Origin of the sequence: Paenibacillus sp. GM2FR (genome assembly GCF_002803325.1) — a bacterium.
In the GTDB taxonomy this organism is placed as follows: domain Bacteria; phylum Bacillota; class Bacilli; order Paenibacillales; family Paenibacillaceae; genus Paenibacillus_AQ; species Paenibacillus_AQ lautus.
Window position 1 is genome coordinate 2,030,173 of the sequence record NZ_MKZM01000008.1, and the last position, 13,690, is coordinate 2,043,862.

Below are 13,690 nucleotides of genomic sequence, written 5' to 3' on the forward strand. Positions count from 1 at the left end.
GCCGGCCTAATTCACGAGATTGTCCCGGTACTCCTGCGGCGTTAACCCCGTCGCCTTTTTGAAGAAGCGGGTGAAGGAATGGGCTGCATCGTATCCGACAAGAGGAGCCACGTCCCTTACCTTCAAATCCCCTTCCTTAAGCAGCTCCTTGGCTCTTCGGATTCGGCATTTTTCGATATATTCGGAGATGTTGATTCCCCGTTCTTGCTTAAACAAGCGCGATAGATAGGACGGATTGAAATAATATCGTTCGGCAAGATGCACAAGGGTCACGTCCTGATCCAAATGCTCCTCGATATATTGACATACCCGATCAATGACATGCGCCGTTTTGCCTCGTTCATCCATTCGTTTGAAAGCGAAGATGTCTTCGGCCGTTCGCCTCAAATACCGAAAAGCTTCCTTCATGGAATCATGGCCTTCCAAGTCCAGCAGCTTTCCCCGTTCACCGGTAGGATCCTGAAGACCTAGCCGGGTCAGCTTCGCATACAGCACCAGCGCAATAGAATAATAAGCTTGGGCAGCGTGCTGATGAAGATCGTCCACGTTCAGCACGATTTCCGACATCTGCTCCAATTCTTCCATAAATTCATTTTCCCTTCCGGCCTCCAAATGTGCTTCCAAGATGTCCGCCTTATGACTCGCCTCCACTCCTTCCTTGCAGTACGGCGATTTGTCAGAGTCGGTTTGATCCTTCAGAATCATCGGAATTCCGTCGCCCATCTTTAGCTGCTGCAGCCTTCGCAGCCGTTCATACTGTGGTGTCACATCCTCCCACCGGCACGGGAAGCCGCTTATGGTGAATGATACGGTAAGTTCAAGAGAATCAAGGCAGGCTTCCTGGATGAGTTCAAGCGTACCCTCCAAATAAAGAACCAGACGATCCCCGGTTGGGTTCTCGGACCGCGGCTGGAGCAACCATAATAAATCCCCGTGTTTGTCCACGACGCCGATGCTGCGGACATGCTCCTCCATAAAAGAATTCCATATCCATCTTACCGATCGATGGCCATTTTTCTTTTCTGTATATGCTTTGCCTGCTGAATACGCTACGCGGCCAAGAGCTAACAGTACAGGAAGTTTAGGATCCAGCCCAATGTTCAAGGTTTGGAAATCGTCAATCATCGCTTCGTTATCCGCTCCAAGCAAGCTGCTGTCCGCTACGAATTGCCGGAAGTACTCCCCCTGCTCCATCCACTCCAGCGCTTCGATCTGCATGCGAGATTGCTTGAGCCATTCTTTCATGCGGTTGCCGCTCTCGATTTCATGGATAACTTCCTTCACGACCTCCATGACCTTATCGAAACCTTCCGTCTTCAACAAATAGCGAATATTGGGCATCTGGATCGCTTGATAAGCGTAATCGAAATTACTGTACCCGGTCAGAAAGATAATTCTGCACCTTGGCCAAAGAGCGCGGATGCTCTCCGTCAATTCCAATCCGCTCATGCCCGGCATGCGTATGTCCGTCAGAACGATGTCGATTCTCGTGCGCGACATCCAATTCAGCGCTTCCTTGCCGGAGTAGGCCCGGCAAACATCAAGCTTTTCGGGCATCCATTGATGAAATACTTCGAACAAACTGTTCGTAATAATCTCTTCATCGTCGACGACCAGCAGTCTATACATGTCCATTCCCCTCCGTCAGCCTGATTCGAATCTGGACTCGCAATCCATTCAATGGACTTCTTGAAAAAACTAATCCGCTGCTTTCCCCGTACGTTAAGGCAATTCGCCGATGGATGTTGATAAGGCCGGTCACTTCAGGGGATTCAGCGGATTCGGATGTCCGTTCAAGCCGCCTGTTTAGCGCTTCGATTTCGTTATTCGTCAACCCGCTCCCATTTTCTTCAATCACGATGGAGGCTTCGTCATTATCCAAATGAAACGCTACATGCAGCAAACCTTCATCCTGCATTTTTTCGAGACTGTGCTCATAGGCGTTTTCGATAATAGGCTGAATGATCAATCGCGGCACCTTGATGGTCTCCATTTCCTTCGGCAGCTCCCCGAATTGAACGCGGATCCGCCTTGAGAATCTGAGCTTTTGAATCTCGGTATAAATGCGGGAATGCCTCGTCTCTTCCAGCAATGGAACGTTGTCCGCATCATTGCGGGTAATGAATCGAAAATATTCTCCAAGCATGTTCGTGAACAACTCGATTTGCGCGACATCCCCCGTTTTGGCCAGGGAGCTCAAGATGAAGAAGCTATTATATAAAAAGTGGGGATTGATCTGGGATTGGAGCTGTTTCAGCTCCGCCCTTTGCATCATGAGCTTATGCCTGAAATCCTGATCAATCAAATGCTGCAGCTTGATAAGCATATGATTGAATCGATCGTATAAATAGCCGAACTCATCCCTTTGTCCGTGCCTGATCCGGATATTAAACATGCCATCTTCCATTTTCCTGAAGCTTTGGACAAGCAGGAGCAGCGGTTTATGAACCAGCTTGTATGTCGATACGGCATAGATGGCGATGGCTAAGAGCGTCGTGCCTGCAAACAGCCAGGCCCAGACATAAAATTTACTTAGCGGCCGCTTCACCACCTTGGTAGGCAAGTAGGTGAACACGGATAATTTCAGCTTGTCGGAATACGCCTTATCAATCAGATACCTGCCTGTACCGATCGTTATCAGTTGGCGATTCGCATTTTGGATGGCCTGCACGGCCCCTCCCATTAAACGATCCGCCTCCTCATGGCTGGCCAGAGCAAATCCGGACGGCTCGGAGACGATAAAAGCCCCGCTTTCCGGATATACGCTGATTTGTATCAAGGATTCCCTGAGTTTGCTCGGATCCAGTTCGATCTGAACGATCAGGAACGGTTCTTCCCCTTTTCTAGCTCCGTATTTAGCCGCTACAAGATGGAGCGTATCGTCGATCTGCAAGAGTCTCGCATTGCCGCGCGCCTTTCCTGCTTGGACATTGTTATACCGTCTCGAGTCGAATGGGTTCATCCCGGTCATGGCTGAAATCGTTTTATCCATACCGCGGATATGAACGAATACATCTTTTATGTAGACACTGCTGTTTTTGATGGAGACCAGTCGAGGCAGCAAATAATGGAGGCTTGCTTTTCTATCGACCGTGCTCATCATCTCCCATGTCAGCGCCATTTTGTTGAGTTCCCCGTCCTGCAAAATATCGTATTGCTGAATTTCCAACCATTCGATTTCCCGGTTCAACCCGTCCAGGTAAGCCGAAAGCTGCGCTTGCGAATTTTTGGATATTTCCTGGCTAGCGTATTGGTAACTCCAGTTATACAGATAAACACCGAGAATGATAAGCGGAAGAATAACGAATAGATAGGTAGCAACCAATCGAATAAAGATGGTATTACGAATGGAATTCACGGGTAACTTAAGCAATTAAACTCCTCCGATGCGTGTGAATATGCTTGATGATTAGCGGCCTGATGGCCTTTGAAGCCAATCATGCTTGTGGGGCTCATGGTTCTATGGACGGCCTTTCTTTTCCTCATGCCATTGATTCACTTCGGCCGTAATGTCCGCGCCGCCAAGCCGATACCATTCCTCGACAAACCGGTCGAATTGGTCAACGGGTTCGCCGAGGATGATATTAACGAAGTAATCATGCTGAAGATTGTCCAGAATGTTTCTTCTTTCGATCATGGTTTCGGTCGGAGCGCCGGCAAATGCATCGAATAACAACTGATCGTTTTTCTCGTATTGGTCCAGGATACTCATCGCACCGGATGACCCGTAGATTTTTTCCCATCCCCAGTCGGATTCGCTGTCTTCTTTCTTATCCATATACCGATCGATTCGGTCTTGAATGAATCCGGACTCACCTTGTAACTGTGACGTCGAGCCTTGTCGACGCGCTTCGGCGATTTGCCGGTAGGCTTCGAGGTTTTTATCAGCAGGGAAAGGAGTCACGGGAGATAGACCCCACACGGGCGAGGAATCGTTGTAGTAAGTCCCGTACTCGGCCGTTTTGCCCCAATTTTTTTCAAGATGCAAATTGAACAATTTCAGAATCGCTTCCGGGTGAGCAAAATCCTTTCTTACGGCGTAAAAAGAACTTGTGGTAAATTTAAGCGGAACCTTTGGCGCCTTGCCGGAGTCAGTAACAATGGGAAAAGCCTGCCACTCTGCATCCGAATCGCCGCTTCGGCTGGATTGAAACAAGAACGCTCCCCATTGCTCTCCATAGGCCATTCCGATCTTCCCATCGGCTATGAGCTGTTTGGCTTTGCTTCCGTTTTTAAAAATGAATTCACTCTCGATTTCATGGTTGCGATACATATCCTGAAGCGCTTTGAGTGCCTGTTTCACTTCGGGCTGAATGCCTCCGTATACGAGTTTGCCGCTCTCGTCTTCAAGCCATATGTTCGGGTAAGCTCCATAACCGGCCATGAATCCGGTTAAACCCATGACGGGGTCCCACAAATATTGGGTAGCCGCTATTCCATAGGTGTCCTGTTGGCCATTTCCGTCGGGATCCTGTTCTGTAAACGCTTTCGAAATTACCAGGACATCATCCATCGTTTGCGGAGGCAACAGCTCCAATCGGTCCAGCCAATCCGTTCGAATCCACAGAAACATCGCCTTTTCGATAGAGGAATCGGTCTCTGGTATGCCCATCAGCTTGTCACCGATTATGCCGGATTCCAGGGTGCCGCTCCCTTCCTGACGATGAACTTGCCGAGTCAACGCTGAAGCATATTCCTCATAAGCCTGCGTCAGATCCTGGATCAGACCGGCATGACTTAATTGCCTGAGCTGCTGGGCATTGACCTTGACGATATCCGGAATGTTCCCTGAAGCCAGCATAATATCCAGCTTTTTGTGGTATTGTTCGCTTCTCACAGCCCATTTGTATTTGATTTGAATGCCAAGAACTTGTTCGTACAACTGACTCCAGCGATTGTCCTCCAGCGTTTCATCAGGCAATGCCTTCAGAATATCTTCCAAGCCGTCGCCGATTTCTCTAACAAGCGTGACTTCGATCGGCGGATGATAAGCGCTTAATGACTTATCGTTGTATACGCCCTCCCCGCGTGTATCCGGCCCCCGATTGTGGTCGATACCGCTGCTTTGGTGACAAGACGCCAGTGTTGAACCAAACAGTAAAGCGCTTAGCATGACCTTGGATAAGTTCTTTACGATGATCAGCAACAGATAACACCCTTTCCTATCGATTAATTGTATTATTATACTTTAAAGGACCCGGCCCACAATAAACATTTTTTTACTTTCCATCCCGTTATTTACTTGTTGCTGCATGCAAGCAAAAACCGCCATCCCCTAGATTCGGGGTGGCGGTTTTCATCTTGAAATGTTAGCCTACGATACCGGTACGCTCGATACTTTCCACGAAGTATCGCTGGACGAACAAATAAATGACGATCAACGGAAGGATGGCCAGCAAGATGCCGGTATCCTGCACCATACTCAAATAAAAAGGGTCTGCCTTCGACGGATCGCCGCCCAGCATGATGGACAGATTGTACGGCAGCGATGAAAGCTGGGTGGACATGACCTTGCTTGAAGTCAGATACGTCGTCGTGTAGAAGCTGTCGTTCCATTGCCAGACGAAGGAGAACAACGTCGTGGTAATGACGGCAGGAATCGCGTTCGGCATCATGATGCGGGTAAAGGTGGTTCCGACGCCCGCGCCGTCGATATAAGCGGCCTCTTCCACTTCTTTCGGAATGCCGCGGAAAAATTGTCGGAATATAAAAATGTACAAACCGGCTTTGAGGGAATTGGCCGTCAGCGAAGTCAGAATGAACGGCCAATAGCTGTTTAACAGATTGACGGATTTCCCGGTTATGAGCGGGATCAAGCCCATCAGCGTAAAATCTTTCAGATTCAAGTATATGGGAATGAGAATCGTGGTTGGGGGCACCAGTATCGTCAGGATAACGCAAGCGAACATAAATTGGCTGCCCTTGAACTTCAAACGGGCAAAGCCGTATCCCGCAAGCGCGCAAGAAGCGGCTGTCAAGACCGTCGTCGTCGCCGACAGCGCAAACGTGTTGAAGAGCGTTTCCCAGTAATCCATAATGCGGATGGCATCAAGGAAATTGCTCATCGTAAAATTTTCCGGAATCCATACGACGACCGGTGAATAAAGATCGGCCTTGTCTTTGACGGCCGTCGAGATTTTTTGCAGAATCGGATACAGAATGACAAAGGACAGGCCTGCGATCAATGTTAAACGTATGAAAGACCAGAGCCATCGTTTCCAATGTTCGAGCGATAGCAACCGAGATACCGGCATTGCATTCACCTTCTTCTATTCATGGTAAAAGACCTTTCTGGATACCAAATATGCGCTGATTAATAGGATGATAGTAATGGCTAAGAAATAAATCCAGGCCATCGCTGAGCTAAGGCCGAAATCGAACTGAACGAAGCCCGTGGTACGGATTAACTCTGTCAGCTCATTTCGGGAGAACGAGTCGATAATCGTATAAATCATATTGACCAGGATTAGCGGGCTAACCATCGGAAACGTGATTTTCCAGAAGGCTTCGTAACCCGTTGCCCCTTCCATCTTGGACGCTTCATACAGCTGGGGAGATATCGTCTGGATGCCAGCCAGGAATATGAGAATCTGTACGCCGGATTGGCTTACAATATCATAAATACGATCCACGGCTCCCGTTAAATAGTTTACGATGGTCTCGCTTACGCCGGCTTGAAGCATTAATCGCTCGAGCTCAAAGCTTCCCAAAGCGTTGATCAGCCCTCCGGAACCGGCATTCTGATCATTGATCGCCTGAACGAGGCTGCTGCTTTCCAGGGTCAGTATGACCCCGGAAGCAAGAATGACAGGCAGGAAGAATATCGATCTGGCAAAGGAACGGCCAAGGAATTTCTGATTCAGGACAACAGCCAGAAAGAGGCTGAAAATAACGATCAGGGGCACGTTTACCACCATATTAACAATCGCTTCGGTCAGCATTCGATTAAAGCTGGTGTTGACCGTAAAGGCGGTCACATAATTTTTCATCCCCATTAGGGTAATGCCGATTCCTTCGGAATTCGCGGTTACAGTGCTAAAACTGTAGATCAGGGAAGTCAGCAAAGGGATCAGGAAGAAAAATATAAAGCCGAGAAGCCAAGGCATAACATAAGCAATGCCCCATAAAGCCTTCTGTTTCCCATAGCTCCTTTGCTTTCCCCCCAATCGCTGGTTTATGAATTTCACGGCGCTTCACCACCTGTCACATAGCTTTCGGCTTCAATGGTTAGATCGTCAATCGTCACCGGTACATGATTATAATTCACGATGACATAAACGCCGCTCTCATATATCGTCTTGAATACGCCGTCAGCCAATTCGTCGTGTCCGATGATCCGATCATGGCGAACCTTTTTCAGAAAAGCATTCACTTCCTCATAGATACGGGCGGCTTCATCGATCCATATCTCGTAATTGGCGGAGAACAAGTCGTTATGCGCTGTGTCCTTTATGTTGTGATTCGGTTCAAAGATCCATTGGAAGTACACGCTGGAACCGTACTCCAAACACTTCAATATATACGGTTTGGGATCGGTATACGCAGTCAGATTGTAGGGTGAGCCTGTGTAATCGATATAACCGCGGACGACCATTTGATAGAACGGGATTTCCGCGTCCTCGATTTTAAACCTGCTGCTTGCCATGGGCGCGTGGGTGATATCGGTTAAGAAAGGCAGCGCATAAGCATTTCCTCCGTCAGCCATGACCTGAAGATTGGCATCTTCAATCTTGTTCAGCGCATCCTGAGACAGCTGCTCGGACTCCGTTCGGTCAATTTGGCGGTGCTTGCGAAAATCGCTATCGAGCTCGGCGGCCAGATCACTCAGCGAAACGGCATTTGCGCCGTATTTGCCATAGTCCTTTAAGAAAGCTTCCGTGTAACTACCTATAAACCGCGGCGATATGACATAGGTCGGCGAACCGGTCCGATCCCGGCGATTCAATGCCGGATTGAATGAATAGAGCTCTGCGGGGACGCCTCGGAGCGTTCTGGCCGCCTCCTTCGTTTCGTTGAACCCGGAACCGGACAATGCGGTAAGGATGGCGACATCCGGATATAGCGTTACCCCATTCTCGTTTGCATAGGATAACAGACGCCGAAGTCCCTTCTCTCCCCCTACCTGCTGGTCAACGGAGACGCTGCCAGGTACCTCATGAGCCAGCCCCTTGTTGAACCAGCCGCTATATTTCAATTTGATGTCATGGATTCCACGCTGGCTCATGTCTGTCAGAATACTTTGCGCTTGTTCAAAGGTCGTGAGCGGCTCCAGCGCCCGATAGGGAATTCCTGCAAAATGCTTTTTCTTATAAATGCTGCCTACGAGCTCCAGATAGAACGGCATATTCTCCCTGTTCCTCTCGGCAATTGCGGGAAGACCGCCATACTGCTCCAAATATTTCCTGTAATAGGCAGCAAGTCCTTGATAGGAAGCCGACTGCTTGCCCACGAAGGCATATCGGACCGTAAAATCGCTTCGCATCGGAGCTTCTTGAAATTTCGGAAGCGAGCGCTGCTGACCGTTCGCATCCAGGCTTAAGTCGCCTTTGTTGATCACCGTGAACGTCGGGTAAACGTAGTTATAGCTGTTCAGTCTGCCGCTAACGTCGGCATTGATTGTCGCGGCCGGAGCCCCTTCCTCGATGATGCCGATAAATGCCCCGGCTTGACGGATGATTCCGAACACCGGCAGCCTGATTTCCTGGCTGATTTCTGCCGTTTCGATGCGGCTCACGGTTCGGTCCGTTCCGTACACGTTCTGTTGGTAGGCTGGATACCGGGTCTTGCCGTTATTAAAATGGATCAGAGCCCCCGATCCGTCCGGAATGAAGATCGAGCCTTTTTCTTCCGTTCCCCCGGCACCGAAGAAACTCAGGAACGATATGGTGTTCACCGGATATTCAGCCGGGAAATCGATGCTGGAAACCGGGATCTTGGCGAGCAGACTGTCGCCGTCCAGCGTGTATTCAACCGAAGCATGAAATACCCGCGGTTCAGGCTTGGTCTGATCCAAATGGTTTTCCTCAATGTCGACCAGCAAATCTTCTTCGGTATACCCGGCATCCTCAAAGGCTTTAAGCGCCCGCTCCAGCTGAAGGCCTTTAAGCGCGCCGTCGGACCGGACATACATCCCCTGTTCCGCATCCTCGGTGTACGCGATTTTCAGCGTTCGCTGGCCCGTGCTGTCCAGCTTGCTTAACAGGTTCTGCTCGAAGCGCGAATTGCTGATCTTCTTGGGCATGTCGTCGATTGTTTTCTTGTCCGAGCCGAACCGGTAGTTTACGCGAACGCCATTTGCGATTTCCTCCATGCCGATTTGTTTATAAGCCACGCTATCGGCGTGCGAATTGACGGAGTTTATTTGTCCGAAACTATTATAAAAATCAAGCTTCAACTGAGAGGACAACAAACTCTTGTTCACGCCTGCAGCCAGCGGATCCGACTCACGCCCGGGAGGATTGCTGTGCCAAACTTCCCTGCTCGCTTTATGCACGACGGCGATCGCCCCCGTCTGATCGTCCGCTAGCAGCTGCAGTTGATCGTTCTCGGCGATGCCTTTCATGCCTTGGACTCTTGGATTGGCGAACGACGCCTTAAGAGTTGAATCGGGTTTAAACGTTTCGGTGAGCCTGTTGACTTGATCGCCAGCTGCCTCATCGGGTCCTTTATCCGTGCATCCGGCCATGATCAGCGCTGTCAGTACACTGGCAGCAAGCAGCATATATCTAGCGAAATTGCCCATTTTTCCTCCTCCTTAAGTTCTCATGACGAATTCTTGATAGATGACGGATATAAAGGCCACGATCTGTTGGACCAAGCTGAAAAACAGCAAACTGATAAAAGCCATGAACCCCATGGCGACCAGGGTCAGCATCATAATTCCGATCGTTTTGGACGGGGAAAACTGATGTACGGTCATATTGCCGATAAACAGCAGATATACGAACCAAAGAACCGCAACGGAGTTGGAAAAATAATAGAAGGCGGTCTCTTGCAGCGAAACGAGATTGCTGAGCCAAATCCATGGAAATTGAATGATCACGAGCGGCAGGAGCGCGAAGCAGGTCGAGGTAAAAATTTCGACGAATTTGCCTTCTCCGTCCATCAAGGTCGTAAGCGACCAGTTGGCCACGCACCAGAACAATACCGGCACGATCACATACACGATTTCCATGAAGCTGTTCATGGTCTCTGGATTGTACACATGGACTAGAAAACCGCTGTACTGGCTCCCCAAAATGTTCGTAACGGCCACCAGGAACAATACGCAAAATGAAATGATCAACGTGAATTTTCGGTTGCGATCGTATTTCAGGTCCCAATAGCCTTCAAAGGGATGAACCATGAGATTTAGGGGGAATCGAATCCAATCCCTGCTCATGCGGAAGCCCCCTTTCTTCGTTCCTTCGCTTTCCGAAGCCTTGCCGCAACAAAAATACCGATTCCGGCTAAGAACAGCACGGTCATGATCAACGGAAAATGCTCTCTCATGACTTCTTTTCGATATAGCAGGAATGCTTTGGAATAGTTTTTCTGATCCAAACTGCGTTTAAAATGCTTCATGGCGTCCTTATAATCGCCTTGACGAAGCAAGGCTTTACCGATCCCCGCATAGGCAAAATCCAGATTGGCATTCATGGCGATCGTTCGATTAAACAACGCAAAAGCGGTTTCTTCCTCGCCACGGTAATAGCTATTGACTGCTTCATTCAGCGTTCGCCCGTACTCGGTCGTTCGGAATACTGTGATTTCGCCCAGCGCTTTATCCAGCACAAGAAAATCCTCGCCGATTCGATCGATGGCGGCCGGCGTATGAAACTGGCCCAATTGGTTCCCCAGCCCGCCGAATACGTACATCAGATGACCGTCCCCGTTGTAAGTGAACACCCGCCCTCGCTTGCCATCGAGAACAGAGTAAATCTCGCTGTCTGTAACATCGATATCGATCAGCTTAGAAGGACCTTCGCTGCTGATGTAAAGAATGTCGCCCTGCGGGTCGGAATACCCTGTTCTTCGTAAAATATCGCTGCCTTGCGCGTTAAGCTTCTTAATGTTGTTCCCCCACTGGTCTCCGTTAGTGGCATAGATAAATCCTTCCGAGTCAATATCCAGATTCGTAAACTCCGTAGGCGTAAACATGACCATCTGGCTGCGCTGCGCTTTGGTCGACACCTGCTTCCAGAAATATTCGATCGGATCGATATAAACGCGATTCGCGCCAATGAAAGTAGTAAACGCCCCTTCGGCGTTGAATTCCATGAACCCGTCAAACACGCCGACAGCCATGACATAAATTCGCTGCGCATGGTCCATTACGACCCGCACGGGTTCGAATTTAAACGAATCTTGCAATAGTTCCGACTCCGGTGAATCGATGATCTTGACCAGCTGAAAATCCGCATCTAAGTGAACCACCCGCTTGTTACCCGTGTCCGCTACAAGCACATCGCCGTCATCCGTCACGAAAATCCCTTGCGGTTGAAGGAATGTATCCGGCTTGCCCTCTCTCGTGAAGGAATCCACGGTGGTTACCAGCTTTAGATCATGGTCCAGCACAACGATCCGATTGTTGCCTGAATCCAGTACGTATACGCGATTGTCGGCGGCGACGTGGAGATCACTCGGCTCTTGGAAAGCCCCCGTCCCCAGGTCCGAGCCGCTGATCCATTCGGTCGCTACATAAGCGGCCGGCGCTGCGACGGCATCGCCCCAATAGGAATAATTGTAGGAGTCCGCGGCGCTCTCGGCGCTTACGTTCCCCGTTCCTGCGCCAACCCCCAATAAGCAGCAGATCAAGATGAGGAGAGGCGTTTTCAGTTTGCGCAAGCTGTTGATCAATCTGGTCATGCCTCCTTTCTAGTCCTTCATCCCTGAAGTGGCCATCGTCTGCATGACGCTGCTCTGGGAGATGATAAAGAGCGTGATGGGAACGATCATCAGGAGAAAAGCAACGGCCGCGCCGACGCCGGCTCTTGCGATTCCGCCTTCCGTGATCTGTCCCAGCGCGAAGTGTAACGTCTTCAGATGCTCGCTGTATATAAAGCTGCCGCCGTCGCTGCCCCAAAGCGCGGGAAATTGCAAAATCATAAGCGTCAGCCAGGCAGGCTTCACGTTCGGCATCACAATGGACCAGTAAATCCGATACTCGCTGGCCCCGTCAATTTTGGCCGCCTCGAGCAGCGCGTCGGGAATTTGCTCCATAAACTGCTTCATCAGGAACAGCCCGAGCGGAAAAGCCAAGGAAGGCACGATGATGGAGGCATGCGTATTGATCCACCCCAGCCAAGACATGACCATATAGTTCGGGATCGCCGTTACATGAGGCGAAAACATCAGGGCGAGCACCACGATGGAGAACAACGCTTTCGAGCCGGGAAACCGGTATTTGGCTAGCGGATAGGCTGCCGCGGACGCCAGCAGAATATGTCCGGCCGTTCCAATGATGGTGATCAATAGCGTGTTTGCAAAATAGCGCGATAAGGGTACCCAGGAATTCCCCATTAACACCATCAAGTCCAGGAAATTATCCATCGTCGGATTGTTTACGAAAAACCGCGGAGGGAAAATGAACAATTCGTCCAGCGGCTTGAATGCGTTGTTCACCGCGTAAATCAAGGGCAATGCCATGAAGGCTCCGAACAAGGCGAGCAGCGCAAACAGCAAAATGCTAACGGGCAAAGAACGGTTCAGCGTTCTCGGCAGCCGGAAATATCGAATCATTTTCGCAGCCAACGTTACTCACCTATCTTTCTCAACATTTTTTGCGTTAACTTGTTGGTCCCTACCATCAGCAGGAACAGGAACGTCGCAATGGCTGATGCGTAGCCGAGTTCAAAGCGGATCGTGCCGAAATCCATCAGATGGGTTACGATCGTGTGCGCCGCATAGTTAACGCTCGGAAATCCGGCGAGCGCGATGGAGATATCCGCGACCGCGAATGCGGTTGTAATCTGCATGACGGCCCCGAACATCAGCTGCGGCCTCATGGACGGCAGCGTAATATACCAGAGCTCCTGCCAACGATTTTTAATGCCGTCCATCGCCCCGGCTTCGATCAGTGACTTGTCGATCGTTTGCAGACCGGCGATAAAAGCCAGAAAGCTGGTGCCCAGGCTGAGCCAAAGCTGTACGATAATCACGATCCATAGAATATAGTTTTCATTCAGAAGCCATTGAATCGGTTCCAAGATAAAGCCGGCTTTCATAAGAAATCCGTTTAAATACCCGTAGCTGTCACCGGAAAAGATGATGAGCCAAATGAAATAAACGTTTCCCGATATGGAAGGCGCATAAAAGACCAGCGTCATGAACGCCCGCACTTTGGGCGACAGTTCGTTGATGATCCATGCAAATACAAAGCAGGCGATATAACTGACAGGACCGGTTACGACTGCAAACATCAGGGTGTTTTTCAAGGCGATCATAAAGATATCGTCATTCAGAAATAGTCTCGAATAGTTTTGCCAACCGACGAACCTCGGAAATTCCAGCATGTTAAAGTAAAAGAAGCTTAGGGCAAAGGAAAAGACCACCGGAATAACCGTAAACAGAAAGAAAATAATCATATACGGACTCATCAGCAAATAGTAATGCTTGCTGCGTTTTAACTCATTTATGAAGGAGACCCTACGGCTGTTCCTCTGCACATTCGATTTGGGGCTCTTCACGGTTTGAATTCCTGGTTGCATCG

Annotated in this window: 10 protein-coding genes; all 10 read right to left on the reverse strand. The window is 49.7% G+C overall.

All coding sequences use genetic code 11. The annotated features are described in order from the left end of the window. Window positions 1–6 precede the first annotated feature (6 nt). Entirely contained in the window at window positions 7–1,629 is a 1,623-nt protein-coding gene (locus tag PAEVO_RS09220; RefSeq protein ID WP_100537274.1) for a response regulator transcription factor, read from the reverse strand. Further along, on the reverse strand, window positions 1,622–3,373 hold the full coding sequence (locus PAEVO_RS09225) for a sensor histidine kinase (RefSeq protein ID WP_100537275.1): 1,752 nt from the start codon (window positions 3,371–3,373) through the stop codon (window positions 1,622–1,624). The genes PAEVO_RS09220 and PAEVO_RS09225 overlap by 8 nt, the downstream gene beginning before the upstream one ends. Window positions 3,374–3,460: 87 nt before the next feature. Further along, complete coding sequence (locus PAEVO_RS09230) at window positions 3,461–5,113, reverse strand: extracellular solute-binding protein (protein WP_481856495.1); 1,653 nt, start codon at window positions 5,111–5,113, stop codon at window positions 3,461–3,463. Window positions 5,114–5,309: 196 nt separating this feature from the next. Further along, window positions 5,310–6,254 (reverse strand): carbohydrate ABC transporter permease, encoded by a 945-nt coding sequence (locus PAEVO_RS09235; protein ID WP_100537277.1) that lies wholly within the window; start codon window positions 6,252–6,254, stop codon window positions 5,310–5,312. A gap of 15 nt (window positions 6,255–6,269) precedes the next feature. Then, on the reverse strand, window positions 6,270–7,187 hold the full coding sequence (locus PAEVO_RS09240) for a carbohydrate ABC transporter permease (RefSeq protein WP_100537278.1): 918 nt from the start codon (window positions 7,185–7,187) through the stop codon (window positions 6,270–6,272). After that, window positions 7,184–9,742 carry a DUF5696 domain-containing protein gene (locus PAEVO_RS09245; protein WP_100537279.1) on the reverse strand — a complete coding sequence of 853 codons (2,559 nt, stop codon included), beginning with the start codon at window positions 9,740–9,742 and terminating at the stop codon, window positions 7,184–7,186. The genes PAEVO_RS09240 and PAEVO_RS09245 overlap by 4 nt, the downstream gene beginning before the upstream one ends. Window positions 9,743–9,754: 12 nt before the next feature. After that, window positions 9,755–10,381: a Yip1 family protein gene (locus tag PAEVO_RS09250; protein WP_096773856.1), complete on the reverse strand. Its 627-nt coding sequence runs from the start codon at window positions 10,379–10,381 to the stop codon at window positions 9,755–9,757. Then, window positions 10,378–11,838: a hypothetical protein gene (locus tag PAEVO_RS09255; RefSeq protein WP_100537280.1), complete on the reverse strand. Its 1,461-nt coding sequence runs from the start codon at window positions 11,836–11,838 to the stop codon at window positions 10,378–10,380. The genes PAEVO_RS09250 and PAEVO_RS09255 overlap by 4 nt, the downstream gene beginning before the upstream one ends. A gap of 18 nt (window positions 11,839–11,856) precedes the next feature. Continuing rightward, the gene (locus PAEVO_RS09260) at window positions 11,857–12,720 is read right to left on the reverse strand and encodes a carbohydrate ABC transporter permease (protein ID WP_207797501.1); all 864 of its coding nucleotides are present in this window, start codon (window positions 12,718–12,720) and stop codon (window positions 11,857–11,859) included. A gap of 14 nt (window positions 12,721–12,734) precedes the next feature. Beyond that, the gene (locus tag PAEVO_RS09265; RefSeq protein ID WP_100537282.1) at window positions 12,735–13,688 is read right to left on the reverse strand and encodes a carbohydrate ABC transporter permease; all 954 of its coding nucleotides are present in this window, start codon (window positions 13,686–13,688) and stop codon (window positions 12,735–12,737) included. Window positions 13,689–13,690 lie beyond the last annotated feature (2 nt).

Coding starts and splice junctions, on each gene's coding strand:
- PAEVO_RS09250 (WP_096773856.1), bottom strand. CDS start 10,381: ATGAGCAGGGATTGGATTCGATTCCCCCTAAATCTCATGGTTCATCCC.
- PAEVO_RS09220 (WP_100537274.1), bottom strand. CDS start 1,629: ATGTATAGACTGCTGGTCGTCGACGATGAAGAGATTATTACGAACAGT.
- PAEVO_RS09235 (WP_100537277.1), bottom strand. CDS start 6,254: ATGCCGGTATCTCGGTTGCTATCGCTCGAACATTGGAAACGATGGCTC.
- PAEVO_RS09265 (WP_100537282.1), bottom strand. CDS start 13,688: ATGCAACCAGGAATTCAAACCGTGAAGAGCCCCAAATCGAATGTGCAG.
- PAEVO_RS09245 (WP_100537279.1), bottom strand. CDS start 9,742: ATGGGCAATTTCGCTAGATATATGCTGCTTGCTGCCAGTGTACTGACA.
- PAEVO_RS09260 (WP_207797501.1), bottom strand. CDS start 12,720: ATGATTCGATATTTCCGGCTGCCGAGAACGCTGAACCGTTCTTTGCCC.
- PAEVO_RS09230 (WP_481856495.1), bottom strand. CDS start 5,113: ATGCTAAGCGCTTTACTGTTTGGTTCAACACTGGCGTCTTGTCACCAA.